Source organism: Kitasatospora sp. NPDC051164 (assembly GCF_044455625.1).
Lineage (GTDB): Bacteria > Actinomycetota > Actinomycetes > Streptomycetales > Streptomycetaceae > Kitasatospora.
Genome location: NZ_JBITFB010000005.1, coordinates 274737 through 301681 on the forward strand (window position 1 = coordinate 274737; position 26945 = coordinate 301681).

22 protein-coding genes and 2 pseudogenes are annotated in these 26945 nt (G+C 74.0%); 9 read left to right on the plus strand and 15 right to left on the minus strand.

The window, feature by feature from the left end:
* The first annotated feature begins 37 nt into the window (after positions 1–37).
* Positions 38–961 (plus strand): ATP-binding cassette domain-containing protein, encoded by a 924-nt coding sequence (locus ACIBEC_RS10250; RefSeq protein WP_360493745.1) that lies wholly within the window; start codon positions 38–40, stop codon positions 959–961.
* On the plus strand, positions 958–1833 hold the full coding sequence (locus ACIBEC_RS10255) for an ABC transporter permease subunit (RefSeq protein ID WP_360493742.1): 876 nt from the start codon (positions 958–960) through the stop codon (positions 1831–1833). The genes ACIBEC_RS10250 and ACIBEC_RS10255 overlap by 4 nt, the downstream gene beginning before the upstream one ends.
* Positions 1834–1855: 22 nt before the next feature.
* Here ACIBEC_RS10255 and ACIBEC_RS10260 read toward each other — a convergent pair whose 3' ends face one another.
* Positions 1856–2497 carry a maleylpyruvate isomerase N-terminal domain-containing protein gene (locus ACIBEC_RS10260; protein WP_360493739.1) on the minus strand — a complete coding sequence of 214 codons (642 nt, stop codon included), beginning with the start codon at positions 2495–2497 and terminating at the stop codon, positions 1856–1858.
* Entirely contained in the window at positions 2494–4017 is a 1524-nt protein-coding gene (locus tag ACIBEC_RS10265; protein WP_360493736.1) for an MFS transporter, read from the minus strand. Before ACIBEC_RS10265 ends, ACIBEC_RS10260 begins: the two co-directional genes overlap by 4 nt.
* Positions 4018–4242: 225 nt before the next feature.
* On the opposite strand from ACIBEC_RS10265, the pseudogene ACIBEC_RS10270 reads away from it, so the two are divergent.
* Positions 4243–4786, plus strand: a pseudogene (locus ACIBEC_RS10270) (MFS transporter); the annotation flags it as partial.
* Between the two features lie 105 nt (positions 4787–4891).
* Here the strand turns inward: ACIBEC_RS10270 and ACIBEC_RS10275 are convergent.
* The gene (locus ACIBEC_RS10275) at positions 4892–5677 is read right to left on the minus strand and encodes a hypothetical protein (RefSeq protein WP_360493733.1); all 786 of its coding nucleotides are present in this window, start codon (positions 5675–5677) and stop codon (positions 4892–4894) included.
* 116 nt (positions 5678–5793) lie between these two features.
* Positions 5794–8481, minus strand: coding sequence for an SdrD B-like domain-containing protein (locus ACIBEC_RS10280; RefSeq protein ID WP_360493730.1), 2688 nt, complete (start codon positions 8479–8481; stop codon positions 5794–5796).
* A 506-nt stretch (positions 8482–8987) separates the two neighbouring features.
* On the opposite strand from ACIBEC_RS10280, the gene ACIBEC_RS10285 reads away from it, so the two are divergent.
* A complete protein-coding gene (locus tag ACIBEC_RS10285) occupies positions 8988–9956 on the plus strand; it encodes an NAD-dependent epimerase/dehydratase family protein (RefSeq protein WP_360493727.1) in 969 nt (322 codons plus the stop codon).
* 52 nt (positions 9957–10008) lie between these two features.
* Here ACIBEC_RS10285 and ACIBEC_RS10290 read toward each other — a convergent pair whose 3' ends face one another.
* The 5 genes and pseudogenes from ACIBEC_RS10290 to ACIBEC_RS10310 form a co-directional block, all read right to left on the minus strand.
* Positions 10009–10515 (minus strand): DUF6624 domain-containing protein, encoded by a 507-nt coding sequence (locus tag ACIBEC_RS10290; RefSeq protein ID WP_360493724.1) that lies wholly within the window; start codon positions 10513–10515, stop codon positions 10009–10011.
* 123 nt (positions 10516–10638) lie between these two features.
* Positions 10639–10768 (minus strand): annotated as a pseudogene (locus tag ACIBEC_RS10295) (IS5/IS1182 family transposase); the annotation flags it as partial.
* 100 nt (positions 10769–10868) lie between these two features.
* Positions 10869–11165, minus strand: coding sequence for a hypothetical protein (locus ACIBEC_RS10300; protein ID WP_360493721.1), 297 nt, complete (start codon positions 11163–11165; stop codon positions 10869–10871).
* Between the two features lie 68 nt (positions 11166–11233).
* Positions 11234–12289 carry a TerD family protein gene (locus tag ACIBEC_RS10305; RefSeq protein WP_360493718.1) on the minus strand — a complete coding sequence of 352 codons (1056 nt, stop codon included), beginning with the start codon at positions 12287–12289 and terminating at the stop codon, positions 11234–11236.
* 114 nt (positions 12290–12403) lie between these two features.
* Positions 12404–13651, minus strand: a complete 1248-nt coding sequence (locus ACIBEC_RS10310) for a cytochrome P450 (protein ID WP_360493715.1) — start codon at positions 13649–13651, stop codon at positions 12404–12406.
* A gap of 69 nt (positions 13652–13720) precedes the next feature.
* On the opposite strand from ACIBEC_RS10310, the gene ACIBEC_RS10315 reads away from it, so the two are divergent.
* Positions 13721–14980, plus strand: coding sequence for a pyroglutamyl peptidase (locus ACIBEC_RS10315; RefSeq protein ID WP_360493712.1), 1260 nt, complete (start codon positions 13721–13723; stop codon positions 14978–14980).
* Between the two features lie 84 nt (positions 14981–15064).
* Here the strand turns inward: ACIBEC_RS10315 and ACIBEC_RS10320 are convergent, their stop codons facing one another.
* Positions 15065–15565 (minus strand): inorganic diphosphatase, encoded by a 501-nt coding sequence (locus ACIBEC_RS10320; RefSeq protein ID WP_360493709.1) that lies wholly within the window; start codon positions 15563–15565, stop codon positions 15065–15067.
* Between the two features lie 118 nt (positions 15566–15683).
* On the opposite strand from ACIBEC_RS10320, the gene ACIBEC_RS10325 reads away from it, so the two are divergent.
* The gene (locus ACIBEC_RS10325; RefSeq protein ID WP_360493706.1) at positions 15684–16508 is read left to right on the plus strand and encodes a PQQ-binding-like beta-propeller repeat protein; all 825 of its coding nucleotides are present in this window, start codon (positions 15684–15686) and stop codon (positions 16506–16508) included.
* 28 nt (positions 16509–16536) lie between these two features.
* Here ACIBEC_RS10325 and ACIBEC_RS10330 read toward each other — a convergent pair whose 3' ends face one another.
* The 3 genes from ACIBEC_RS10330 to ACIBEC_RS10340 all read right to left on the minus strand — a co-directional run bounded on the left by ACIBEC_RS10330 (position 16537) and on the right by ACIBEC_RS10340 (position 20782).
* A complete protein-coding gene (locus tag ACIBEC_RS10330) occupies positions 16537–18450 on the minus strand; it encodes a CocE/NonD family hydrolase (RefSeq protein ID WP_360493703.1) in 1914 nt (637 codons plus the stop codon).
* 187 nt (positions 18451–18637) lie between these two features.
* The gene (locus ACIBEC_RS10335) at positions 18638–19390 is read right to left on the minus strand and encodes a Mut7-C RNAse domain-containing protein (RefSeq protein ID WP_360493700.1); all 753 of its coding nucleotides are present in this window, start codon (positions 19388–19390) and stop codon (positions 18638–18640) included.
* Between the two features lie 93 nt (positions 19391–19483).
* Positions 19484–20782, minus strand: coding sequence for an MFS transporter (locus ACIBEC_RS10340; RefSeq protein WP_360493697.1), 1299 nt, complete (start codon positions 20780–20782; stop codon positions 19484–19486).
* 527 nt (positions 20783–21309) lie between these two features.
* On the opposite strand from ACIBEC_RS10340, the gene ACIBEC_RS10345 reads away from it, so the two are divergent.
* The 3 genes from ACIBEC_RS10345 to ACIBEC_RS10355 all read left to right on the plus strand — a co-directional run bounded on the left by ACIBEC_RS10345 (position 21310) and on the right by ACIBEC_RS10355 (position 25462).
* A complete protein-coding gene (locus ACIBEC_RS10345) occupies positions 21310–23661 on the plus strand; it encodes a molybdopterin cofactor-binding domain-containing protein (RefSeq protein ID WP_360493695.1) in 2352 nt (783 codons plus the stop codon).
* 41 nt (positions 23662–23702) lie between these two features.
* Positions 23703–24164 (plus strand): (2Fe-2S)-binding protein, encoded by a 462-nt coding sequence (locus tag ACIBEC_RS10350; RefSeq protein ID WP_360493692.1) that lies wholly within the window; start codon positions 23703–23705, stop codon positions 24162–24164.
* Between the two features lie 170 nt (positions 24165–24334).
* Positions 24335–25462: a helix-turn-helix transcriptional regulator gene (locus ACIBEC_RS10355; RefSeq protein ID WP_360493689.1), complete on the plus strand. Its 1128-nt coding sequence runs from the start codon at positions 24335–24337 to the stop codon at positions 25460–25462.
* Here ACIBEC_RS10355 and ACIBEC_RS10360 read toward each other — a convergent pair.
* On the minus strand, positions 25452–26057 hold the full coding sequence (locus ACIBEC_RS10360; RefSeq protein WP_360493686.1) for a TIGR03086 family metal-binding protein: 606 nt from the start codon (positions 26055–26057) through the stop codon (positions 25452–25454). The two genes, ACIBEC_RS10355 and ACIBEC_RS10360, sit on opposite strands and share 11 nt — an antisense overlap.
* A gap of 121 nt (positions 26058–26178) precedes the next feature.
* Positions 26179–26934 carry an SDR family oxidoreductase gene (locus tag ACIBEC_RS10365; protein WP_360493683.1) on the minus strand — a complete coding sequence of 252 codons (756 nt, stop codon included), beginning with the start codon at positions 26932–26934 and terminating at the stop codon, positions 26179–26181.
* Positions 26935–26945: the final 11 nt, after the last annotated feature.

Here is a 26945-nt window from a genome sequence, read left to right on the forward strand (position 1 = left end):
ATGCGGCGCCACCCGCTTCCCCGGCACCGTGGAGCCCGTGATCGAAGTCACCGAGCTGACGAAGCTCTACGGCCGCGGCAACGCCCGCCGGACCGCCGTCGACCGTCTCACCTTCACCGTCCGGCCCGGCCACGTCACCGGCTTCCTCGGCCCCAACGGCGCGGGCAAGTCCACCACCCTTCGGCTGGTCCTCGGCCTGAACGACCCCACCACCGGCACCGTCACCGTCGACGGCCACACCTTCCGCGGCCGCCCGCGCGGCCTGCGCCACGTCGGCGCGCTGCTCGACGCGGGCGACGTCCACGGCGGGCGCACCGGCCGGGCCCATCTGCGGGCGCTGGCCCGGAGCAACGCGGTCCCGGCCGCGCGGGTCGAGGAGGTGCTGGCGGAGGTCGGGCTCACCGAGGCCGCCGGGCGACGGATCGGCGGCTACTCGCTGGGCATGAAGCAGCGGCTCGGCATAGCCGGCGCGCTGCTCGGCGACCCGCCGGTGCTGCTCTTCGACGAGCCGCTGAACGGGCTGGACCCGGAGGGCGTGCTGTGGGTGCGCGGACTGTTCCGCCGCCTTGCCGCCGAGGGGCGGACGGTGTTCGTCTCCAGCCACATGATGGCGGAGATGGAGCACACCGCCGACCGCCTGGTGGTGATCGGACGCGGCCGGCTGATCGCCGACGAGAGCCTCACCGAGTTCGCCGCCCGCGCGGGCCGGGCCGCCGTCACCGTCCGGGCCGCCGAACCCGACCGGCTGGCCGCCGTGTTGGCTGCCGCGGGCGCCACCGTACGCCCCGGCCCGGACGGCGCCCTCGCGGTGACCGGCCTGGACGCCACCCGGATCGGCGAACTCGCCCTGGAGCAGCGCCTGTTGCTGCACGCCCTGACCGACCGCGGCGCCTCCCTGGAGGAGGCGTTCATGGAACTGACCGCCGACAGCGTCGAGTACCTCGCCGGAGAGCCCCGATGACCAGCACGACCGCGAACAGCACAAGCACGAACAGCACCGCGACCGCCCACGCCATGACCGCCCGCACCGAACCGCGCGCCCGCTTCGGCGACCTGCTCGCCGCCGAGTGGATCAAGTTCTGGTCGCTGCGCTCGATCCCGTGGGTGCTCGGCCTGAGCACCCTGGCCGTCGTCGCCGCCAACCTCAGGTCCGCCCAGTACACCCACGACCACTCCACGCCGGGCGACGGTGACCCCGTCATGATGGCGCAGGTCGCGCTGAACGCCGCCTTCGGCCTGCCCTCCGCCGACATCCTGATGCTCGTCGGGGGCACGATCGGCGCGATCGTCATCGCGGGCGAGTACGCGACCGGGCTGATCCGCACGACCCTGGCGGCCGTGCCGGACCGCCGGGCGGTGCTGGTGGCCAAGGCGTGCGTGCTGACGGCCGTGATGCTCGGCTTCGGCGTGCTCAGCGTCGGCGTCTCCTTCGGCGCCACCCAGGCGATCCTGTCCGATGTCGGCATCGGACAGTCCCTCACCGACCCCGCCGCCTTCCGGTACGTCGCGGCGGCCGTCCTGTTCGGTCCGGTATGCGCGCTGGTCGGGCTCGGCCTCGGCACGCTGATCCGGCACAGCGCGGGGGCGGTGGTGGGCACGGTCGTGGTGCTGTTCTTCGTCCCGTCCCTCGTCACCGAGCGCTACCGCTGGACGGCCGACCTGCTGCACGCCCTGCCGCTGCCCGCCTGGCAGCGCCTCGCCCGGACCACCCTGGCGGGCCAGCGCCCGAGCGAGTACCCACCCACCGTCGCGGGCTCCTGGATCACCTTCGCGGCCTGGTCGCTCGCCTCGGTGGTGATCGCGGCGGTCGTGATCCGGCGCCGGGACCACTGAGGGCCGAGGGCCCGGGGACAGCTCAGAACGCCGCGATGCTCCCCGGCGCCCGCTCGGCCCGGCTGAGCGCCCGCAGCACGTCCACCCACCCGTGCCGGCGGACGGCCAGCCGGGCCAGCAGGCCGGCCACGGCGTCGGCCGTCTCCGGCGGGAGTCCGGGGGTCGGAACGCCGACACTGACCGCCAAGTCGTCGGCGTGGACGGCCAGTTCCATCGTCCGGGTCGCCAGCAGGTCGTCGAGGGTGAGCGACCAGGGCCCCCAGAACGGCAGCCGGGCCGGCCGGGCGCCGTCCGCCGCGGCGAGGGCGGCCGTCAGGTCCGCGACCGCTCCGGCGACCCGGCGGTGCAGTGCCGCCGGCCCGTCGGCGGCCAACGCCTCGCTGCCCTGCCGGATCCGCACGTTGATGTCCGCGTCGAGCGCCGCGCCGACCCACGCCACCCGGGCGTAGTGGTCCAGCAGGCCGACCGTCTCCTCGGCCGGCGCCGCGGCGGCCAAGGCCTCGGGCACGCACAGCACCTGATAGGCCAGGTGCCCGGCCAGCCCGCCGACGCTCCACTGCGCCAGCGCGCTCGGCCGGCGCCACGCCTCGGCCACCTCCGGGCGGCGCAGCAACTGCTCGGCCGCGCGGGCCGCGGCCAGGAAGTCCGTTCGGGCATCGGTCACGACCCACTCCCTACCGCGCCGCGCCGGTTCGGAAGCCGCCCCGACACCGTGTCCGCCACCGCGACCAGCAACGCCGCCAGCACCAGGCCCGCCGCGACCGTCACGCCCAACTGGAAGGCCGTCGCCCAGTCCGGGTGGCGGCCGCGGGCATGGGCGAAGAACACCGAGCCGACGACCGCGATGCCCACCGCCGAGCCGACCCGCTGCGCGGTCTGCAGCACGCCGCCCGCGCTGCCCGCCCGGGCAACCGGAACCTGCTGGAGGGTCAGCGTCTGGTTCGGGGCGATCACCAGCCCGCTTCCCACCCCGGCGACCAGCAACGGCAGCGCCGTCGTCCAGCCCACCCGGGGCCCCGACCACAGCTGCACCGCGAGCGCCGAGGCCAGCAGCCCGCCCAGCACCAGCAGCAGCCCGGCCACCACCAGCCGTCGGCCGAGCCGGCTCACCAGCCGCCCGCCGACCGCCGCGGCCACCCCCGAGCCGACCGCGAACGGGGTGATCGCCAGGCCTGCCGCCAGCGCCGAGTAGTGCAGTCCGGCCTGCAGGTACAGCGTGAAGATGAAGAAGATCGCGGTGAACCCGGCGAAGTACACCAGCGACAGCAGCACCCCCGCCGCGTACGGGCGCACCGCGAACAGCGCCATGCTCACCAGCGGTTCGTGCCGCCGCCCGTAGTACACCTCCCAGCCGACGAAGGCCGCGAGCAGCACCGCCGCCACCGGCAGCAGCAGCCAGCGGGCCGGGCTGTGCCACTGCTGCTCCTGGACGAACGGCAGCAGCAGCGCGACCGTGCCGGCGCCGAGCAGCACCACCCCGACCGGGTCGAAGTCGCGGTGCCCGGCCCGCTCGGCGGCCGGCGGGGGCGGCGGGAGCAGCCGGTAGGCGATCGGCAGGGCGGCGACGCCGATCGGCAAGTTGACCAGGAACACCCACCGCCAGCCGTCCTGCGGGCCGAACAGGTGGATCAGCAGCCCGCCGAGCAGCGGCCCGACGGCGGTGGACAGCCCGATGGTGGCGCCGAGCGCGCCGAAGGCCCGGCCGCGGTCGGCGCCCTGGAAGAGGGTCTGGATGAAGCCGGACACCTGCGGCACGAGCACACCGCCCGCCGCGCCCTGGAACAGCCGGGCCAGCACCAGCCACTCCTGGTTCTGCGCCGCGCCGGCCAGCGCGCTGGCCGCGGTGAACAGGGCGAGCCCGGCGAGGAAGACGGCCCGCCGGCTGCGCGCGTCGCCGAGCCGCCCGGACGGGACGAGCACCAGGCCGAAGGCCAGCGCGTAACCGCTGAGCACCCACTGCAGGCCGCTCTCCGACATGTGCAGCCCGGCCCGTACGGTCGGCAGGGCGACGTTGACGATGCTGACGTCCAGCAGCGTCATGAACCCGGCGACCAGGCAGACCGCGAGCGCCCGCCAGCGCCGCGCGGTGGCCCGCCCGCCAGCGGCGGAGGCACCGGGCGGCTCCGGGGCCGGGTCCGGCTCCGGGTCCGGGTGCGCGGAGGTGGGCGGGGGGTGGGGGGTCATGGGAGCCTCTTCCCGGTGTCCGGGGCGGCCTGCGGCCCGACCGGTCGTCGGCCGGCGTCGCTCGGCTCATCGTCGCCCTGCCCACCTTGGGCCGCCACCCGGGCCGCCACCCGCCGTCCTTGCACTCACTCCTGCACGCAGTCCTTCATGCCGTCCCTGTGCCGCCCCTCACTCGAACGGCCGAACCGGATCGCGGTCGGCGCCCGCACCCCAGAGGCTGACGGCATGACCGTCGCCACCGAGAGCCCGCCGTCCGCCCCGCCGGTGCTGGACCTCCGGCAGCGAAACGTCGTCTTCGCCACGATCGTGCTCGGCATGCTGCTGGCCGCCCTCGACCAGACCATCGTCGGCACCGCGCTGCCCACCATCGTCGCGGACCTCGGCGGGGCCGCGCACATGTCCTGGGTGGTGACGGCCTATCTGCTGGCCGAGACGGTCGCCACCGTGCTGGCCGGAAAGTTCGGCGACCTGCACGGGCGCGAGCTGCTGTTCCAGGCCTCGGCGATCGTCTTCGTCGGCGGCTCCTTCCTGTGCGAGCTGGCCACCAACATGACCCTGCTGATCGCCTGGCGGGCGGTGCAGGGCCTCGGGGCGGGCGGCCTGATGGTCACCGCCATGGCGCTGATCGCCGACGTCATCCCGCTGCGCGAACCGCGGCAAGTACCAGGGCGCGATCGGCGCGGTGTTCGGCGTGGCCACGGTGATCGGGCCTTTGCTGGGCGGGCTGTTCACCGACCACCTGTCCTGGCGCTGGGCGTTCTACGTCAACAACGCGTCTCCTTCCCTGCGGTGATTCTCCCCCAGAGCATGCGGCCATGCGGCCATGCGGCCATGCGAACGGACGGCCGATCTCTCGGAGACGGCCACGGCGGCGTCAGCCGGCCAGCCATGGTGCCTCGGGGAGCTTGGCGCCGTCGGCGTGGCCGGAGAACTCCGCCGTGGTCGGCGCACCCAGCCCCGGCATCCGCATGGTCACCCGCCGCAGTGTGCCGTCGCCGTCGACCCAGTACGTCAGCGGCGACCGTCCGCCGTCGGGTGCGGAGCCCTGGGCGCGCGGCCCGGCGAAGCGGTCGTAGCCGCGGCCGTCGATCCGGTCCCGGCCCAGCCAGCGCGCCCCGGACTGGGCGAGCAGCAGCGGGTTGTCGGGGCGGTCCGCACCGAGCTGGACCACCAGGCTGAGTCCGGCGTCCAGGGGGTCCGCGGTGTAGGAGCGCGGTGACCAGCCCGGCCGCGGCACGTGTTCGGCCTGCTGCCAGGGCGGGTCGTCGACGCCGGCCGGCTCGGGGGCCAGCCCGAGACCGCCGGTGTCCCAGACGATCAGGCCGTGGTCGAGCGGCCCGCTCGCCCCGGTGGTCCGGTAGCGGCCCACACCCCGGTGGGTGCGGTAGTCCACGACACCCTCGACCCGGATGGTGACGCCCCCGCCCTCGGTGGCCGTGAGCGTCATCCCCACCGGGCCGGCCTGGTAGAGGTTCAGCCGCGAGAGCGCCAGCCGGGAGGCCTCGTCGGTGGTCACCGGGCGTTCGGTGGTCTTGTCGGAGACCGTCCGGTAGACGACCAGGCCACCCGCCGCGGTGCCGCACACCACGATCGCGATCAGGGTCCTCAGCCGGACGGCCCGACGCTGCCTGCGGCCGTCGGCCTTCGTCTTCCGGGGCATGCGGGTGCTCTTTCTCCTCGGTCGGTCACGACAGTCGGGCGGGTCCGGGGACCATCGGTCCGCGAACCCGCCCGATCGGGCCCGGTGCGGGTCTCCCCGCCTCGGGCTCCTGGGTGTCAGCCGTGCTGGCCGCGCTGGGCAGCCTTGCGCCTACGGACCACCAGCACCAGTGCCGTGCCGAAGGCGATCAGTGCCGCCGCGCTGATCAGGGCGATCGGCATCCCCTCGCCCGCACCGGTGTTGGGCAGGTGCCCGGGTGCGGGGCCCGGCGGGGCGGGCGGGGCCGGAGCCGCCGTCGTCGGCTCCTGGGTCGGAGTCGGCGTCGGCGTCTCGGTCGGGGTGGGTGTCGGGGTGGGTGTCGGCGTCGGCGTGGGGATCAGCTTGTTGACGGCCGTCACCTCCACGCCGGCATCGAGGTTCGCCGAGGTCAGCACCAGCGGCCCGAAGACCGTGATCTCCGGCGCGGCGTAGCCCGCGGGCGGGCTCAGCTCCTGCCAGTAGTACGACCCCGGCAGCCCGGTGCCCTGGCAGAGGCCGTCGGCGCCGGTCGTACAGGGCGAACCGACCTTGGCGTCGGGCTTGTCGCCGGTCGGCTGCAGCCCGTCCGTCCCGTTGGTCTCGTGCCACAGCTGGAACGTGGCGCCGGCCAGCGGTTTGCCGTCCTGGTCGTGCTTGACCAGGCGCAGCGCGCCCTCCTGCCGGCGGAAGCCGAAGTCGAAGCTGTGGTCGTTCTCGCCCGGTCCGCCGGTGGTCAGTGCCCGTTCCGGATACTTCCCGCCGGACGGGACGACACCGTCGGAGTCGACGAAGCGGTTGTCGCCGACGTCGTGTTCGGTCGGCACCCACTGGAAGAGGGGGCCGTCCTTGGCGTAGTCCGCCGGATTGTCCAGCTTGATCGTGTACTTGGTCCTCGGCTTGAGGCCGCCGTCGACGTTGCTGTCGTCGAAGTAGTACTCGCCGCGGGTGGTCGTCTTGGTGGTGCCGACGAGCTTCCCCGACTCGTCGTACAGGTGGACGGTGGCCCCAGGCACCGGGCGCTGGCCCGGCAGTTGGAGGCCGCTGCGCTCGGGGTCGTACCAGACCCGGTTGCCGATCTGCAGCGGCGCCTGGTCGCAGAGGACTTCGAGGTCGCCCATCGCGGCGCCCTTGCCGAACGGCGGGACCGGCCCGACGGGGTTGAGCCGCACGCCGCCGTCGGCCTTGCCGTTGCGCTGGACGAAGGCGGTGCCGTAGCCGAAGGCCATGCCGTTGCTGTCGTAGCCCGAGGTCGCGATGGAGTTCTCGACCTTCGAGAACGCCATCCCGGCATTCGCGGCGTTGTTGTGGCCGAGGCGGTTGTTGTCGAAGACCCGGGTGCCCCGGGTCGTGATTCCGCAGCCCTTGTTGGTGTCCAGCACGTACATGCCGTCCACCGGGCAGGCCTTGTTGAGGTCACCGCCGGACAGGACGGTGGCCATCGCGCCGCCCGTCGGTCCGGCCGCCGACTGGTCGCCGAAGCGGTCCCGGAAGGCGATCAGCATCGAGCCGTCGGTCTCGAACGCGATCTCGGCCAACTCCGGCTCGGGGTTGGCCATGTAGCTGGTGCAGGCCTGGCCGTTCTGGGTGGCCGGGTAGGTGTCCTGCCACGGGAACCAGGCCGTGCCGGGGCACGTCCCGCCGACCGTGACGCCGCGCGGGTAGTCGAGCGGCTGGTCCAGCACGGCCTTCTTGAACGCGCCGGTCGCCGGGTCGAACGGCAGCACCACGGCGCGCAGGTCCGAGGCCTTGCCGGTGGACTCGCCCGAGCAGACGCCGCCGAGGAAGCCGGTGCCGTCCTGGAGGCCGAGGCCGTACGGACGCCAGTCCCCGGCCGCCGGGCAGCCCGGGTCGGGGATCGGGTAAGCGGCCTTCGGCTCGGCCGCCGTCGGCGCGGTGGCGTCGTAGCGGTAGAGCTTGCGGTCGTTGAGGTTGACGACGAACAGGTCCTTGCCGTCGTCGGTGACCTTGATGGCGCCGAGGCTCTCCTTGCCCACCGCGGCCAGGAAGGCGTCGTCGTTGCCCGGGCCGTGCGGAGTGGCGCCCGCGTCCGGGACGGTGGCGAACAGCGTGGTCTTCTTCTGCACCGGGTCGGTCACGTAGATCGCGCCGGGGCCACCCGGGCCGTAACTCGTGCTCCGCTTGGCCTGGGCCGAGGAGAACACCCGCCGGTCGGCCCGGTTCCAGGCGATGCCGTAGAGGTTGCCGGTCTGTTCGGCCGTGGCCAGGTCGGTCACGGTCACGTCGGTGCCGGCCACGCCCCGGGAGCTGTACGGGTAGGACACCAGCGTGTGCTGGGCCCCGCCCTCCCGGGTGGCCGGCTGACAGGTCGACACCAGCGGCGCGTTCTTCTGGCAGTAGTCGCCCGGGTTCCACAGCCCGGTGGTGAGTTCCGCCTTCTTGCCGCCGGTGAGGTCGACGAACTCCTCGTTGGAGCTGAGCTGGTTGGGCGCGCCCGTCAGTCCCTGGCGTGAGGCGAAGGCCGGGAAGAGCACGCCCGGCTTCGGATTCACCACCTGCACGCGGTACTTGCCGCCGGTCGCCTTGCTCGCGGCCGGTGCGAGCGTCACCGTGCCGTCGGCTGCCGTGGTGCCCTCGATGCCGGCACCGGAGTCGTCGGTGAGCGTCACCTTCACGCCCGCCATGCCCGGCTCCAGCACGGGCGTCCACACCCCGCTGGTGTCGACGGCCCGGATCACCCGGACCGTGACCGTGCCGTCGCCCGTCTGCGGAAACGCCGACGGGGCCACCGCCAGCGAGCAGGCGCCGATCGCGACGGCGAGTGCCACCGCGCCGCCTGCGGTTCGACGGCCGATCCCACCCGGTCGCCACCGGTCCGGGCCGCGCGCGGCACCGGCTGGTCGTTCACTTGTCGTCGTCATCCCTGCTCTCATCGTCAAGTTGAGCATCATCACGTTGGGCATCACCAGTGGGGGCCTGCCGCCCGACCTCGCGAGGGAGCTCGTGAGTGGCGGAAAGCCGCCATTGTTAACGGGAGCTTAAAGCGGCCTCACGGAAGTTCGCAGGAAAACAAGGAACTTTGACGAGGTATCAGTCGTTTCGACGGCCGTCGCACCAACCCGCTTCCCTTTCGATACCGGAGCGCTGACCTGCGGGGAAGCCGCTCTCGGAGCCCCGGCGCCACTCCCGGGCACCGCATGCACCTGTCGACAATCGAACACAGGACCTGCCGCGCCTGCACACACCATGCCCCAACTCACGCACCCCACGGGCAACTTCCGCACCATCACGGCCGCCCCGGCGCGGCCGAAACCCGCTCTGGCACGATGGACCGATGCGCATACTGATCATGGGCGGCACCAGGTTCGTCGGCCGCCACCTCGCCGAGGCCGCCCTCGCCGCCGGGCACGACGTCACGGTGCTGCACCGGGGCAGGTCCGGCGCCCACCTGCTCCCCCACGCCACCCACCTGATCGCCGACCGCGACGCCGACCTGTCCGTGCTGCGCGGCCGCAGCTGGGACGCCACCGTCGACGTCAGCGCCTACTACCCGCGCCAGATCCGGGACTTGGCCGCCGCCCTCGACCCCGGCGCCGCCGGACGCTACCTCCTCGTCTCGTCCATGGCGGTGTACGACACCCCGGCCGCCCCCGCCTACACCGAGGACTCCCCACTGCGCCCCGCCGACGGCCCGGAGCCCGACACGATCACCGGCGAGACCTACGGCGTCCTCAAGGTCCAGTGCGAACGCGCGGCCCGGCAGGCGTTCGGCCCGGAGACGCTGCTGGTGCGCCCCACATACGTGATCGGCCCCCACGACTACACCCACCGCTTCGACTACTGGGTGCAGCGCCTCACCCGGGGCGGCGAGGTCCTGGCACCGGGCCGGCCCGACGCGCCGATCCAGGTCGTCGACGCCCGGGACCTCGCCGCCTGGATGCTCGCACTGCTGGAACGGAACGCCTCCGGCACCTACCACGCCGCCGCTCCGCCGCCGTTCACCTTCGGCGACCTGCTCGACGCCGTCGCCTCGGCGGTCGCCCCGGCCGGCACCACCCTCACCTGGGTGACCGAGGACTTCCTGCGCGCAGCCGGCATCCCCGACCGCGCACTCCCGCTCTGGCCCCGCAACCCGCAGCTCCGGGCCACCAACACCGCCGACCCGGCCGCGGCCCTCGCCACCGGCCTCACACCCCGCCCGGTGGCCGACACGGCCCGGGACATCCCGCCCTTCGAGCCGCTGCCGGAGACCCTGACACCCGAACAGGAGGCCGACCTGCTCGCCGCCTGGCACCGCCGCTAGGGTTCGTCCGGCGGATCAGGCGTGAGCGTGATCCGCCGGACACCCGGATGAGTCAGGCCTGCGAGAACTGAGCGACATACTCGTCGAACGGCGGGATGCCGACTTCCGCGCGGCGCTCGTCCATGCGCTCGGGATCCTCACAGGGCCACGGGACAGGCGAGGCGTCCTTTACCCCGGCGATCTGTGTGCCGTAGATCTGCTTCCGACCTTCGTTCACAAGGGTGCGATCCCGCAGGAAGGCAAGATCTCGCGGGCTGGCGGCGCCGTTGGCCATCGCCTGCTCCATCAGCCGCAGCGCGCGCCGCTGGACGTCGAGCTGCCGGTCGGCGTGTTGCGCAATCAGCCACGCGGCCCGGGCCGCGTCCTCACCGACCAGTTCCGCGGTCGGCCATCCGTGCGCGTCCATGATCTCGCTGAGACGGTCCGCGTGCTGCACGGTCAAGCGGCGCCACGCCAACTGCTCCGCCGGGGTAGCACTGTTCGCGTGGCGCGCGGCCCGGTGATCTGCCGCCGCCATGTCGGTGAGCTCCCTGGCCACTACGGCAACGTCGGATGCCATCCCAACTCCAAGTCAAATCGAGGTTCTCGCCGGTCATCCGCAACCCTAGGTGTGCAAATCACCCCAAAATTTCCTTCCAGAGGACGGTGACAGGCCCGTCCGGCCCTTGGGATAATTGACCTGTTCACGGAGCCAGAGGCGGATCGAAGCAACGCTGACAGTCCCGCGGAAGATGTAAGCGCGCTTGTCGTAGCGCGTCGACGGCGCGGAAGTGCTTCGGGCGATTGATCGTGCGCTCGACTTCATTGCGGCGCGGCCGGCCCCGCCGAAGGCCCGGCCCCACGAACTGTCCGGACATGCGAACGGCCGCACAGCGCAGGTGCGTTGTGCGGCCGCCGTCGACGGAGGAGACGTCAGTCCTCGTCCTGGTCCTCGTCCTGGTCCTCGTCCTGGTCCTCGTGCTCCTCCCGCAGGCTCTCCACCGGGTCGCCCCAGAGATCGGAATCGTCCGGCCCCTGCCCCAACTCCTCCAGCAGCGCGACGAACTCGTCCAGCGCGGCCTTCGCGTCGCCGTTGCGGATCCGGCATCGACGCGGGTCAGCAGGGCCAGCGCGCCGATCAGCCCGGCCAGCGAGTCGGCCGCCCACGCCGCAGCCGTGCTCCCAGCCGTTCGGGTCGTAGATCTGGACGTGCTTGAATGGCGTCGTCACACCGTCCTGGACAGCACGGGCCGCCGGGGTCACCCCCGACGGCCCTTCCGCAGCTGTGGTCTGACGGCTCAGAAGAGGCCGTCATCCTCGTAGTAGTTGTTGACGACGACCTCGGGCCCGTCGTCGTCGAACGCCTCGTTGAGCAGCGCGCCGCCGACCAGACCCGCCGCGCCGGCGCCGATCAGCGCACCGGTGCCGAAGCGCCGGCCGCCGCCCTGCGCCTGCTGGCCGGGCACCTGCGGGTACCCCTGCTGCTGGACGGGCTGCGGGTAGCCCTGCTGCGGGGTGTAGAACGGCGGGACGGTGGTCTGCACCCGCTGGGCGCAGGCGACGCAGGTCTCGATCTGGCGGGGCACGCCCCACTGCGGCGACCACAGCACCGACGTCGTGCCGGCGCCGTGCGAGGGGTCGAAGAAGCACGTCACGGGGGAACTCCCTGCTACTGGCTGGGTCTGCGGTACGGGGGGCACGGCGGCGGGAAGCACCGGCGGGGGCGGCGCGGACGGCACGGCGGGCTTCACCGGAGCCGGGGCCGGAGCCGCCGCGGGCTGCAGGACGTCCACGCCGAAGTCCGTGGCGATGCCCGCGAGCCCGGCGGCGTACCCCTGCCCGACCGCCCGGAACTTCCAGTCGGCGCCGTGCCGGTACAGCTCGCCGAACACCATCGCCGTCTCGCTGCCCGCCTCGGGCGCCACGTCGTAGCGGGCCACCTCGGCGCCGCCGTCCGGGTCGGTGATCCGGATGTACGCGCCGCGGACCTGCCCGAAGCTCTGGCGTCGCTGCGCCGCGTCGTAGATCGCCACCGCGAAGACGATCTTCTCCACGAAGGGGGAGACCTCCGCGAGCCGGACCTCGATCTGTTCGCGGTCGGCTCCGCTGCCAGAGCTGCCCGAGGCGCCCGAGCCGCCGTGGTGGCGGACCGAGCCGTCCGGGCTGCGCAGGTTGTTGAAGAAGACGAAGTTCCGGTCCGCGCCGACCTTCCCGTCCGCCCCGCACAGCAGTGCGCTGGCGTCCAGGTCGTACCCGGCCCCCGCCGTCCAGCCGAGGCCGACCCGGATGACGAGCAGCCCGGGGGCCTGCGTGCCCAGGGAGACGTTGCCGCCCTTCGTCAGGGCCACACTCATGGGACTTCCTCCACGACCGTACGAGTACCGCTGTTCGACCACGACAACGCTGTAGATCTCGCGCTGGTTCCCGGCCGCGTCGTCAGGATCGCGTCAGTGCCGAAGCGGCCGGGCTCAGTACCGCACGGGCAGTTCCCGCAGGCCACGGGCCCGCAGGGTGGGTCGGTGGCGCAGCTGCTCGACCGGCGCGTCCAGGGCGAGGTCGGGGAAGCGGCGCAGCAGGGCGGTCAGCGCGATGGCGGTCTCCATCCGGGCCAGCGGCGCGCCGAGGCAGTAGTGGATGCCGTGGCCGAGGGCGAGGTGGCCGTTCTCGCGGCGGTGCAGGTCGAGCCGGTCGGGGTCGGTGAACTGCTCGGGGTCGCGGTTGGCGGAGCCGAGGGCGAGCAGCACGGTCTCCCCCGCCGGGACGGTGACGCCGCCGATGGTGACGTCCTCGCGCGGGAAGCGGCGGATGGCGAGCGGGGCGGGGCCGTCGAAGCGGGCGAGTTCCTCGACGGCGGCGTCGATCAGTTCCGGTTCGGCGCGCAGGGCGGCGAGCTGCTCGGGATGGGTGAGCAGGGCGAGGACGGCGTTGGCGATGAGGTGGACGGTGTTCTCGTAGCCGGCGAAGAGGATGAGGAAGGCGAGCGAGGTCAGTTCGTCCTCGCTGAGCCGGTCGGCGCCGTCGCAGAGCCGGTCGGCGCCGTCGCCCTCGCCGCGCCGGTCACCGCGCTCGTCTTCCTGCTCGTCGCGGACGGCGATCAGGTCGGAGAGCAGGTCGTCGCCGGGTTCGGTGCGCTTGTGCTCGATCAGTCCGGTGAAGAAGCCGAGCATCGCCTTGACGGCGGCGCGGGCGGCCTCGGGGTGCTCGGGGTCCGGGGTGATGAGGGTGTCGGTCCACGCGCGGAAGTCGTGCCGGTCGTCCTCGGGGACGCCGAGCAGGTCGCAGATGACGGTGATCGGCAGCGGTGCGGCGTACGCGGCGAGCAGGTCGGCGCGGCTCGCCGGGGCCATGGCGTCCAGGAGCTGCTCGGCGACCTTCTCGATCGGGGCGCGCAGGGCGGCGATCCGACGCGGGGTGAAGGCCTGGGAGACCAGGCGGCGGATCCGGGTGTGGTCCGGCGGGTCCATGTTGAGCAGGTTGGCGTCCAGCGCGGGCGGCAGCGCGAAGCCGCGGTAGTTGCCGGGGGCGGCGTGCGCCCTGTCGAGGGCGAGCCGGGGGTCGGCGAGGGCCCGGCGCACGTCCGGGTAGCGGGTCACCAGCCAGAAGGGCAGGCCGTCCGGGCCGACGAGGCGGTGGACGGGGGTGTCGGTGCGCAGCCGGGTGTAGCCGCCGTACGGGTCGGCGATCAGGGAGGTGAGGGTGAGGTCGGGCGCTGTCACCGGCCCAGCCTACGGGCCGCTCGGCGGCACTCTGGCGGGGCATCAGGTCCGGACCTATTGTCAGGTGACATGACATTCCTTCGCCGTACCGCCGGACTGGCCGCCGCCCTCACCGGAACGCTCGCCGCCCTACTGGCCCCGGCTGCCGCCCACGCCGACCCCGGCGGCTGCCGCACCGCCGCGACGGCGTCGCCGGACGCCGAGCAGGCCCGTCTCCAGGACGCCCGCACCGCCGCCTTCACCGAGCGGTCCGGCCTGAACGACCTGCTCCGGGGCTTCCCCACCGCCCTGTGCGCCGCCCGCAACGCCCACCGCGCCGAGCGGGTGGTCGATGCCTGGGGCCGGGCGCTCTGGCAGGCCGGCGTCGACCGCGCCCAGGGCCGGCGGCCGAGCGGTGAACTGCCCGCCCGCGACGACCGCCCGCTGTACTGGACCCGGCTCGCCATGACCGTCCAACTGTCGCGCTGGCAGCCCGGGTTCACCGTCGACCAGGCCGGGCTCCGGGCCCGCTTCGAGGACGCCTCACGCGGCCTGGACGACGGCTTCAGCACCGCGCCCGACATCCGCCGCATCTTCGTCAGCGGCTTCGACCCGTACGGTCTGGACACCGAGCCGCGTCGCGCCAACCCCTCCGGCTCGGCCGTCCTGCAACTGAACGGGCGGCGTATCACCCTCGCCGACGGCAGCACCGCCGAGGTGCGGGCCGTCGTCCTGCCGGTGCGCTACGGCGACTTCGACGAAGGGATCGTGGAACGCGCCTTCGGCCCGCACCTGGTGCCCGGCCCGCAGTCCGCCGACCTGATCACCAGCATCAGCCAGGGCTACCCCGGCATGTTCACCCTGGAGGCCTGGGCCGGACGCGCCCGCTCCGCCGACCCCGCCACCGACAACCTCGGCGCGCTCTCCGGCGGCACCACGCGGCACCCGGTCGACGCCCCCGGCCTGGCCGACGGACCCCAGTTCATCCACACCACCCTGCCCACCGACGCCATGACGGCCGTCCAGCAGCCCTACCCCGTCCTGCTCAACACCCCCGTCACCGAGATCCCCGCAGGCGCCACCGACCCCGTCGTCCGCGCCGACGGCCCCACCCCCGACTCCCGCGCGGTCGCCGGAGGCGGCGGCGGCTACCTCTCCAACGAAGTCGCCTACCGCTCCAACCGCCTCCGTCTCGACCTCGCCCCCGACCTCCCCGGCGGCCACCTCCACACCCCGGTCCTGACCGGCCTCCCCACCGACCGGAACCGCCTCACCGCACCGGAGTTCGAACAGAACGAGGCCGCGATCGCCGACCAGGTCCGCGCCATCCTCAGCAGCGCCCGCCTCTGAGCGGCCGCCTCCGAGTCCCAGCCGCGGCGGCAGGGGGCGGGTCGACGCCCGACGGCGCGCCCCCACCACGCTCCCGCACGTCCCTCACACCGGGTCGGCGAAGCACGTCCCCACGGCCCGGGCCCGCGACGCGGCGATCTCCGCGTGGGCGGCCTCGCGGTCCGCCCAGTGCGAACCCTCGACGGACTTGCCGCGCTCCAGGTCCTTGTACACCCGGAAGAAGTGGGTGATCTCCAGCAGGTCGAACTCCGGCAGGTCACCGATGTCCTGCAAGACCGCGTAGCGCGGGTCCCGGGCCGGGACGCAAAGCACCTTCTGGTCGGGCCCGCGCTCGTCGCGCATCACCCACATGCCCACCGCCCGGCAGGTCAGCACACAGCCCGGGACGGCCGGCTCCCGACCGAGCACCAGGGCGTCCAGCGGCTCACCGTCGCCCCCGAGGGTGCCCTCGACATAGCCGTAGTCCGCGGGGTAGCGGGTGGCCGTGAACAGGGTGCGGTCGAGGCGGATCCGGCCCGCCACGAAGTCCATCACGTACTTGTTCCGCGACCCCTGCGGGATCTCGATCATCACCTCGAACTCCACCGCGGCCTCCTCCTCGGCTCCTGGGGAAAGTCCCCGGGCTCCCGGAGGAATTGTCGGCCGTTCGGGCACCCTCCGAAACCGCCTCCGCCGTTCGGCGGAACCCACTACCATCCCGGCCATGGGGAGCTGGCGGGTCACGGTCACGGATCACCATCGCAGGAAGGGCGGGCGGCCGCAGGGACGCCCGGAAGGGCCGCTGGCCCGGCGGGACGAACTGGCGGTGCACGGCCGCCACGGCGAACTCAGCTGCGTCGACGCCACCGGCCGGGTCCGCTGGCGGCAGCCCTGCCCGGGGCGGCCGAACGCGGCCCACATCTCCTCCGGCCGGGTGCTGGTCACCACCGACTCGTTCGACTACACCGCCTGGGGCCACCTCGGCCCCGCCCTCCTGCTGGACCTCGCCGACGGCACCCCCGTCGCCGAACTGCGCGGCGAGCGCGCGGCGGCCCTCGGCGGCGGCCGCTTCGCCCTCGGCCTGGAGGGCTACGACGCCTTCGACACCCGGGCGTACGACCGCGACGGCGCCCTGGTCGACTCCTGGCGCAGCTACGGCCACTACGTCGTCGGCAGCGGCCTGCGCGTCGTCGAGACGGACCGCCGCCGCCCGACCGGGAGCCGGGTGGTGCGGCTGCTGCCCGGCGGACGGATCGAGCGCGGCCCGCTGCTCGCCGATCCGCAGGCCCCCGAGCCGCTGGTGCTGCCCGACGGCACCCTCCTGGTGCTCGACGCGGGGACGCTGCGCGCCGTCGGCCGCGACCTGGACGACACCGTCCTCGCCGAGCTGCACCCGCTGGCCCCCGACCGGCAGCACCGCTTCACCGGCTCGCTGCGCCGCACCGCCGACCGCCTCGACGTCACCCTGGTCGAACGCCACCCGACCCGCATGGGCTCGTACACCACCCACACCTGGCACCTCGCACTGCACCCGCCCCATCGGGCCTGAGCCGACCGCCCCGACCCCGGGTCACGTGTCAGCGCACGACCGGCAGGTCCAGCACCGATGCCCGGTCGCCGCCCCAGCCGATCCGGTAGGAGGCCTGTCCGTCGGCCGGGAGCAGCCGGAAGGAGTCGGGGTTGGCGGCGGCCACGGTGAGCCGGATCCGCTCGCCGGCCCGGAAGAGTACGGAGACCGGCTGCAGGTCGATGGTGACGCGCTGGGCCTGCCCCTGCGGGAAGTCCTCAGCGTCCGCCGCCGCGTAGGTGCGCGGGGTGCGCAGCCGGCGCCAGTCGGGGTTGTCGTCCCGGTCGGCCACCGCCCGTTCGGTCAGCGCCAGTTGACCTTCCGCCAGGTAGGTCACCAGGCCGTCCGGTCCGACGTCCTCCAGGTACACGTGCAGGGCGCCCTGGGCCGAGCCGGCCAGGCCGGTCACGTCGAGGGTGACCTTCCCGTTCCCGGTGACCCGGGTGTCGGCGGTCAGCGGCGCCGTGGTGTAGCTGAGCAGCTTGGCGTCGACGGCGGCGCGGTCGGGGTAACTGACCTCGGCACCGCTGAGGTTGGTGTTCCAGCGGTCCAGCGGGCCGGTGCCGGCGGTCGGGTCGAGGCGCAGCGGGTCGGCGCCGGTGCGGCGGTCCTCCGGGCGGCGGCCGAGCGTGTTGCCGGCCGCGAGGTAGAACGACTGGGTTCGGGTGCCGGGCACCGGCCAGCGGGTGGTGGTGCGCCAGACGTCCTCGTTGAAGGTGTAGTAGTGCACCTGCCGTCGGCCGTCGGGGCGGGCGTCGGCCCGCACGTAGCGTTCGAAGAAGTCGTAGGTGCGCTGGTCGAGTTGGTCGTGCTCCTGCCTGGTGAGCGGACGGGCGGGCTGGAACGGGTCGGCGAGCCAGCCGGCGCCGTGGTTCCAGGGGCCGATCCAGTCGTCCTGGGTGTTGGAGAGGCCGGCGAACTGGGAGAGCACGCCGTTGGCGGTGCCCGCGTCGAGCCAGCCGGCCCTGGTGAGGATGGGGATTTCGCCCGTCCGGACGGCGTCGGTCTTGTCGCCGACGCTGCCGACCGTCCAGCTCTTCGGGCCGTCCCGGTAGTCGCGGTGGACGCCGGAGGTCGCCATGTCGACCAGGTTGGCGTTGTCGGCGTGCTCGGCGCGGGCAGCGGTGAGCAGGGCCGGTCCGTCGAGGCCGTCGACGGGGCGGGGTTGGAGGCCGGTGAGGCCGGTGCGCGCGCAGAGTTGCCGGGTCTGTTCGTCGGTCTCGCAGGTGGTGCCGCCGGCTTGGTCGAGGATGCGCAGCAGGAGTGCGTACGGGGCGAGCCGGGGTTCGATGAGCGCGCCGCCGGGGCGCACCAGGTCCTCGTACGGGTCGAAGTCGTAGGAGATGGGCGCGGCGGCGGTGATGTGGTGGTTGCCGAGGGCGGTGGCGAGCATCGCGGTGTCGCCGCTGTAGGAGATGCCGGTGGTGCCGACCCGGCCGTTGGACCAGGGCTGGGCGGCGATCCAGTCGCTGAGGGTGCCGCTGTCGGCGATGGCGTCGGCGCCGAGTTCGGAGGTGAGGGTGCCGAAGGAGGCGCCGGTGCCGCGCAGGTCGGCGATGACGTAGGCGTAGCCGTGGTCGGTCCACTGCTCGGCCTCACCGCTGGCGCCGCCGGGCCGGCCGGCCTGGACCTTGGCCCGCCAGTAGCGCTGGGTGACCAGGACGGTGGGGAGGTCGGCGCCGGCCCGGGTGCCCTCGGGCAGGTAGATGTCGACGGCGAGGCGGACTCCGTCGGGCATGGTCACGTAGCGCGACTGCAGATGCGGCAGGACGGGCTCGGTGACGGGCCCTGCCGTACGCTCAACGGCGGGCCCGGCAAGGGGCGCGGCGGCCGCCGGGACGACCCCGATCCCGACCCCGAGCACGGCAGCGGTCGCAGCCGCGACCAGCGTCGCGAGCGGGCGGCGCAGCGTGGCGCGCCTCATCGGGCGGTCGCCTCCCCGTTCCCGGGGCCTTCTGTCCGGCCAGCCCTCGCCGTCCGCGGTGCGGAAGTGTTGCCGTGCTGTCTGATCGCTCATCCGACGACCTGGCCTCTCTCGTGTGAACGAGTAGCGTGGTCTCGTCCCCCGTCGCCGATGGGATCACGGCCGCGCGGCCGCCCGCCAGGGTGAACTACCCGGAGACGACCCCGAGATGGCCCTGGTCGTTCCCGTAGTCGCGCACCGCCTCGGCGACGATCGCCTCCAGTCGGGCGTGGTGGGCGCCGCGCCAGTAGGCCTGGCCGCATTCGGTGCACTGGGCGAAGGCGTCGTAGGAGCGTTCGGTGCCGTCCCGAAGCTGCTCGCGCACCGAGGTCTTGGTGGCGGTGCGCAGTGTGCCGTTGCAGGTGGTGCAGCGGCTCCAGGGGGCGAGCGGCGGCGCGAAGCGGGAGAGCACGTCGCGCAGTTGCTCGGCGGGGCGGTGGCTGTAGACGTAGGCGCCGGCCCACAGTTCGCGGCGGCGCAGCAGGCCGCGGTCGCGGGAGAGCAGGACGCGCTGTTCGGCGGCGGAGCGGGCGGCCAGCGCGGCGTCGCCGATGTCGGGGTTCTCGTACGCGGCGTCCACGCCGAGCAGGCGCAGCCGGCGGGTGAGGGTGCCGAGGTGGACGTCGAGCAGGAAGCGGGGCGGGGTGGGCGAGGGCTGCGGCCTGGTCACGGCCCGGACGGTGATGTGCTCGCCGTCGGCCGGGACGTGCGCGTCGGGGACGGTCCGGCCGTCCACCAGCAGGGCGCCGACCTCGGTGAGCGGGACGCCCAGGGACTCGACGACGTGGCCGAGGGTGGAGGTGCCGTCGGTGCGCAGCTCGGTCCGGCCGGCCCGCCGGGGCGCGGAGACGAAGAGGTGCAGCTCGGGGGCGAAGTCGAGCCAGATCTGGGGTCTGTCCACGCGGCCAGCATGCCAGTGGGTGGCGGGCGGGGGCCACCGGTTTCCGGGCAGCCCCGCGCCGGTACGCTCCGTTACGCCCTGTCCGTCGCGCTGCTACGACCCGTCCGCCGTGGTGCCCGCCACGACCGGCGACGCCGGTGACGCCGGTGACGCGGATGACGCCATCTGGCCTCGGTCGCGCTCCGCCCAGCGGGCGACCGGCCCCATCGCGTACCCCGCGACGAGGAACACCCCGCCCAGGACCAGCCACCCCGCCAGGCCTCCGTCCAGCAGGAGGGTGGTGAGCAGCAGCGGCCCGAGGGTGCGGGCGACGGCGACGCCGGTGCCGAAGAAGCCCTGGTACTGGCCGATCCGATCGGGCGGGGCGAGGTCGAAGCCGATCTGCCAGGAGCCCGCCGACTGCCGCATCTCGCCGGCCACCTGCAGCACGGACGCGGCGACCAGCAGGGCGCCGACCGCCCACACCGGCACGTCCAGCGCGGACAGTCCGAAGACGACGCAGCAGCCGAGCAGCAGCACCCCGGCGGAGCGGACCGCCCGCGCGGCCGTGTCCAGCCCGGTGACGTCGCGCGCCGCCCGGACCTGGAAGGCCAGCACCGCCAGGGTGTTGAGCACGAACAGCGCCGAGCCGAGCCAGCCGATCGCGGGGGCGCGCTGGGCGATCCAGAGCGGGATGATCAGGCTGAGCAGCGGCATCCGCAGCAGCAGGATGGCGTTGAGCAAGGTGACGGCGGCGTACCGCCGGTCGCGCAGCACGGCCAGCCGCGGTCCGGTGCCGGACTCCTCGGCGGCGGGCGGGACTTCGGGCAGTCGCCGCAGGAGCAGGGCGCCGATCAGGAGGCCGACCGTGGTGAGGACGAAGGCGCCCAGGTACGCGGCGCGGGTGCCGACGCTCAGCGCTATGCCGCCGACGGCCGCGCCGACGGCCAGTCCCCCGTTGAGGGTTGACTGCAGGTGGGCGAGCAGGCCGGTCCGTTCGCCGGGTGGCACCAGGCCGGCGACCAGCGCCTGCCGGGCCGCGGTCAGCCCGGACTGCGCGGTGGCGTAGAGGCAGACCGCGAGGAGGAACAGCGGGTAGGAGCGGATCACCAGGAAGGCGGCGACCACGGCCGCGGCCGCGAGTCCGAGCGCCACCGCCGTGCGGCGCGGGCCGCGCCGGTCGGCGAGGTGGCCGAGCGGGACGCCCGCGACGGAGCCGAGCGCCCAGCCGACCGCGAGGCCGAGTCCGAGGGCGGTCGGTGACATGCCGACGACGCGGGTGAAGTAGAGCGCAGAGCAGGTGTAGTACGCGCCGTCACCCACCGCGCTCGCCAACTGGGCTGCGGCCAGGGTCCGCTGGGGGCCGGCGGGCGGAAGGAGGCTGCCCCACCGGGCGGCTCTGTCGGTCGGCACGTCTCTCCTTCACTGGTCACGGACCGTCACCGTTCGCCCGTCCGTGGGTGGCCGCCCACGGACGGGCGACAGCACCGGGACGGCGAGCGGCGCGCGGGCCGGGAGTTCACAACCGTCGGCGACGGTTCGCCACCCACCCTAGGCAGAAACTGGCCCATCCGACAGGTCCAGTGATCAAGGGATTCCCTGGGCCACTTCCGTCCGTCTCCGCACCGCCGACCGAGCGCTGAACCCTCGTACGACAGCGGCTCATTGGGCTCTCCGAGCGATTTGGGAGCGTCTCACGCGGGCCTCGCCCCCGCCGCCGAAGCGCCGTCCGTACCCGCTCCGAATCCGCTCCCGCCGGACGCTGCAAAAGCCCCATCAGCCAGTCCAGGGGCCAACTTTGACCGTGTTGACCCGTCAGTAGCGCCCTTTTATGCTCAACGGCGTTCGCGATCCGGCACCGGGGCCGGGGCCCCGTGCCCGCCCGATCCGGTGCCGTCTCCGGCTCGAAGGGTCCTCCCATCAGCACCTCCATCGTTCCCTTGGACTCCACCGGCCACCCGGGCGACGCCGGACACCCCCGCACCCTCCGCCGCCGGGGCCGGGCCACCGAGGCCGAGCCCACCGGAGCAGGGCCCGCCGGAGCAGCGCCCGCCGAGGCCGAGCCCGCCGGCCGCCGCCGCTTCCTCACCTACCTGCTGGCCGCGCCCACCCTCACCGTCGCCGCCCGCCTCGGCCTCGACGCCGCCCCCGCCACCGCGCAGGCCGCCACCCCGGGCAGCGGACAGGCCGTCCACGCCGCCGCGGCCGCCCGGGACGCCGCCGCGCCCCCGCAGTTGCTCGGCCTGCCCGGCATCCCCGACATCGTCGACCTCGGCGACGCGATGATCCTCGCCGGACTGCCGACCTCGCACCTGCTGGTCCTCGAAGTCACCCCCGCCGGACGCGCCGCGCTGTACCTGCCCCGGCTGGAGGTCGGCCAGGGCCTGACCACCGCGATCGCGATACTGGTCGCCGAGGAGCTCGACGCCCGGCTCACCGACGTGGACGTGCCGCTCTCCGACGGCCGCCCCGAACTGCTCTTCAACCAGCTGACCGGCGGCTCCAACTCCATCCGCTCGCTGTACGACCCGGTGCGCGGCGCGGCCGCCGCCGCCCGCGCCCGGCTGGTGACCGCCGCCGCCAGGCGCTGGAACGTTCCCGCGACCACGCTGCGCACCGCCGACTCCGCCGTCCTCGCCCCCGACGGCCGCCGGCTCGGCTACGGCGAACTCGCCGCCGACGCCGCCGCGATCGCCGCGCCCGCCGTCCCCGCCCTCCCCAAGGCCGCCGACCGGCTGCGGCTGGTCGGCAGGCCGACCGGCCGGATCGACGCCCGCGACATCGTCACCGGCCACGCCAAGTACACCGGGGACCTGCAGATCCCGGGCGCCGTACCGACGGTGGTCGCCCGCCCCACCACCGTCAACGGCACCCTCAGGTCCCTGGACGCCTCCGCCGCCCGCGCCATGCCCGGGGTGCTGGGCGTGGTGCAGATCCCGAGCGGCGTCGCCGTCCTCGCCGAGACCTTCGACCAGGCGCTCAAGGCCCGCGACGCGCTGCGCACCACCTGGAACCCGGGCCCGGTCGCGGGGCTGTCCACCGACGACATCAGGGAGCGGCTGCGCGCCGCCCACCTGCCCTTCCTCCCCCCGCCGCCGCTCGCCCAGCACCTGGACGCGGAGTTCGACTTCGCCTTCGTCAACCACGCCCCGATGGAGGTGCTCACCGCCGTCGCCGACGTCCGGCCGAACCGGGCCGAGCTGTGGTTCGCCGCGCAGAGCCCGATCGTCGCCCAGCACACCATCGCCGCCGAACTCGGCCTGCCGCAGGACGCCGTCACCGTCCACGTGGTGCGCGGCGGCGGCTCGTTCGGCCGGCGGCTGTTCTTCGACGCCGCCCTGGAGGCCGCCCGGATCTCCAAGGCCGCCGGCCGCCCGGTCAAGCTGATGTGGACCCGCAACGACGACATGCGGCACGGCCGGATGCGCCCGGCCAGCCACCACCGGATCCGGGCCGTCTACGGACTCGACCACGTGCTCAGCTGGGAGCACCGCGCCGCCAGTGTGCAGACCGACTTCGGCCACGGCCTCGGCGACGCCCTCACCGCCGCCGGCTACAACCTCCCGCTGGCCGGGCTCACCACCTCCGAGCTGTTCTTCCTGCTCACCGAGAAGAACCCGTACAACGTCGGCATCCCCACCCAGCTGCTCGCCGAGGTCCCACTGGACCTGCACACCGGCAGCTGGCGCTCGGTCTACTCGGGCACCGTCCGGGTCTCCGACGAGATCGTGATGGACGAACTGGCCCGTCGGATGGGCCAGGACGAGGTCGCCTTCCGCCGCGCCCGGCTGCGCAGTCCCGCCGGACAGGCCGTCCTGGACACCGTCGCCGCAAAGGGGAACTGGGGCCGCCCGATGCCCCCCGGCCAGGCCCAGGGCATCGGCTACCACGACGATAACGGCGGCATCGCCGCGTACCTGGTCGAACTGGACGCCACCGACCGTGCCAAACCCCGGGTCACCAAGGCGGTGGTCGCCGCCGACGTCGGCCGGGTCATCAACCCCACCGGTCTCGAGGCCCAGTTGACCGGCGCGCTGGTCGACGGCATCTCGGTGATCCTCCAGGCCGGCAACCACCTCGACAACGGCGCGTTCCGGGAAGGAAGTTACGGCGACTTCCACTACGCCCGGCAGCGGCACACCCCGCCGGTGGTCGAGATCCACCTGATGCCGCCGAGCGGACCGCCGGGCGGCGCCGGCGAGTTGGGCGTCCCGGCGGCCTGCGCCGCGGTCGCCAACGCCTACGCCCGCGCGACCGGCACCAGCCCGCGCTCCTTCCCCGTCAACTTCTGAACCAGCCGACGACCTTCAAGAGCCGAGGATCCCGACTCCCCATGCCCACCCACACCTTCGTCCTCAACGGGCAGCCCGTCACCGTCGAGGCCCCGGACGACATGCCGCTGCTCTGGGTGCTGCGCGACAAACTCGGTGTCACCGGCCCCAAGTACGGCTGCGGGGTGGGCGTCTGCCGCGCCTGCACCAGCCACCTCGACGGCCAGGAGTTCCAGCCCTGCACCCGGTCCGTCAAGGACTGCGCGGGCCACACCGTCACCACCATCGAGGGCCTCGCCGACGGCGAGACCCTGCACCCCGTCCAGGAGGCCTGGCTCTCCTGCGACGTCGCCCAGTGCGGCTTCTGCCAGCCCGGGCAGATCATGGCGGCCGTCGCGTTGCTGCGCCGTACGCCCAACCCGACGGACGCGGACATCGACCAGATCCAGAACGTCTGCCGCTGCGGCACCTACCCGCGCATCCGCGAGGCGATCAAGCAGGCGGCCGCCCACCAGCCGCACTGACCCGGGCGTGCCCCGGGCCCGGCGGGCGGGGCACCCGGCGACCAGCACCGGCCGACAACCTTCGCCGCCGCCGCCGAACACGCTTCCCCCGCCGCCGCCCGCGACTATGATCCGTACGCGACAAAGGCCGTCGCGGGTGGTTCTGACACTGTCTGACAACAGGGGGCGTCATGGCGGATCAGGAAGCGCAATCCGGAGGAACCGCACAGCCTCGGTGCGAGGAGGACTTCGCAGCCGAACTGCGCACGCTCCGCCTGGACGCCGGCCAGCCCTCGTTCCGCACGATGGCGAGGGCCGTCGGCTGCATCTCGCACACCACGCTCTTCGAGGCGGTCACCGGCTCGCGCCTTCCGTCCTGGCCCACGACCAGGGCCTTCGTCCGGGCCTGCGGCGGAGACGAGGAGGAGTGGCACCACCGCTGGAGAACCGCCGCCGACGGCGGGAAGCCGCCCGCCACTCCGGCCCCGTCTCCCCCTCCCACTCCCTCGGCCCCCGCTCCTCCGGCCCTCGCCCTTCCGGCTCCGGCCGGCCCGGTTCCGTTGCCGCGGCCCGCCACGTTCCCGGCCGCGCCACGCCGGGGACTTCCCCGGCTCTGGACCCACGCGTTCAGCCTGCTCCTCGGCCTGGTGCTCGGCGTGTCAGGCACGCTCGGCCTGGTCGCCACCCGGGCGCCCGACGCCTCGCTCGACGCCGACAACTGCCCTTCCGCGCACGGTGATTCACCCAGCCCCGAGCCACAGCCGGAGGCCCGCGGATCCTCGGCCGACCTTTCGGCACTGTCCTGGGTGGCCCACACCGCCGTCGAACAACAGGACATCCCCAGCACCGAGTTGGCCCTCCCGGTACGGGCCGCGGCGGCCCCGGGGGACGCCCTGGTCGTGTCGATGATGCTGACCACCACCTGTCCCGGCCCGGTCACGGTCACCGACGGCCACGACGACCGGTTCCAGCTCGTCGGGGACGTGACCGACGCGCTGCGCCGCCGGGTCCTCGTCCTCGCCGCCTTCGCCGCCTCGGCGCTGACCACCGCCGACTCCATCCGCGCCACCTACCCGCGCGCGAGCACCTCCCATGTCTCCGTGGACGAGTTCCGTGGCGCCACCACCGTCAGCACCACCGCCCGCTCCCTCGCCACTGCCACTGCCACTGCCACTGCCACCGCCTTCGACCACTGCAACGCCGCAGGCGGGGCCGTCTCCCCCTGGGGCGCCGCGTCGGCCGTACTGCGGCGGGACGGCCTCGGTCGACGGCCGGGCCGACTCCGTTCGACCGTCCCCGCCGCCCCCGTCACCCGGTGACCGGCGCCGCCGGGTCGCGGCCGAAGAACGCGGCGAGCCGGTCGTACGGCGGCGCGTCCTCGGACACGGCGACGGCCGGGCCGAAGGCGTGGTGGTCCTCCTCGGCGCCGCGGTACTCGGGCTTGAGCGCGCCCTCGGCCCAGGCCAGCGCGGCGAGCGCGACCTCGTGGTCCAGGCCCTCGGTGGACTGCCCGGTCGCTCGGGCCAAGTCCCAGCCGTGGACGGCGAATTCGGCGATCTGCTGGTCCACCGGGAAGCGCGCCGGCACGGTGCCGCCCCCGGGCATCTCCAGTGTCCCGCCGAGGTCGCCGGCCGCGCGCCAGGCGTCGGCCAGCTCCTCGGCCCCGGCTTCGAAGGCGTGCAGCCAGTCCTCCTCCACGCGTTCGAAGGGCTGCGACCAGTCCGGCTGCCCCCCCTTCGCCCGTACGGTGAACTGCCGCAGGTCGTGGAGCAGATGGCTGACCAGGTCGCCGACGTCCCAGGAACGGCAGGGGGTCGGATGGCCGGCCAGTTCGACGCCGGTGCCGTCGATCAGCCCGGCGGTCTGCGCGAGGGCCCGGGCGAGCAGTCCGATCGGGTCTTCCGCTGCGGTCATGGCACACCTCTCGGTCGGGGGCACGGGTCGTGCCGGGCGATCGTAAGCGCGAGCGCCGACGACCGCCCGGCACGACACCTCCCCCGTGGGTGGACGGGTCGAGGGCCGTCCACCGCGCGGGTCAGGCCGCGAAGCCGCCGTCCACCGCCAGCTCCGCGCCCGTCACGTACCGGCCGTCCTCGCCGACCAGGTAGGCGACGGCGGCCGCGACCTCCGCGGCGGCGCCGAAGCGGCCGAGCGCGGTGAGCCCGGCCTGGAACTCCGCCGCCGGTCCGTCGGCGGGGTTCATGTCGGTGTCGATCGGGCCCGGGTGCACCAGGTTGGCGGTGATCCCGCGCGGGCCGAGCTCCCGGGCCAGCGCCTTGGTGAGCCCGATCAGCGCGGCCTTGCTGGTCGCGTACAGCGTGGCGCCGGGGAAGGCGACCCGCTTGGCGATGCAGCTGCCGATGGTGACGACCCGTCCGCCCTCGGCCAGGTGTGCGGAGGCCGCCTGGGCGAACAGGAAGGGCGCCCGGACGTTCACCTCCAGAACCCGGTCGACGTCGGCCGGAGCCAACCCGCCGATCGGGCCGAGGGCGCCGACACCGGCGTTGTTCACCAGGACGTCCAGTCGCCCGAACCGCTCGGCGACCGCCGCCACCGCGGCCTGTATCGCCTGCGGGTCTGCACTGTCCGCGCGGACGGCCCAGCCGGTCCGCCCCATCGCGGTGATCTTCGCGGCGACCTCCTCGGCCCGCTCCGCGCCGCCCTGGTAGGTCAGCACCACATCGGCGCCGTCCTCGGCCAGCCGCAGCGCGACCGCCGCCCCGATCCCCCTGCTGCCGCCGGTCACCAGGGCCACCTTGCCGTCGAGCACCGCGGTTCCGTTCATCGTCATATCTCCAGAAC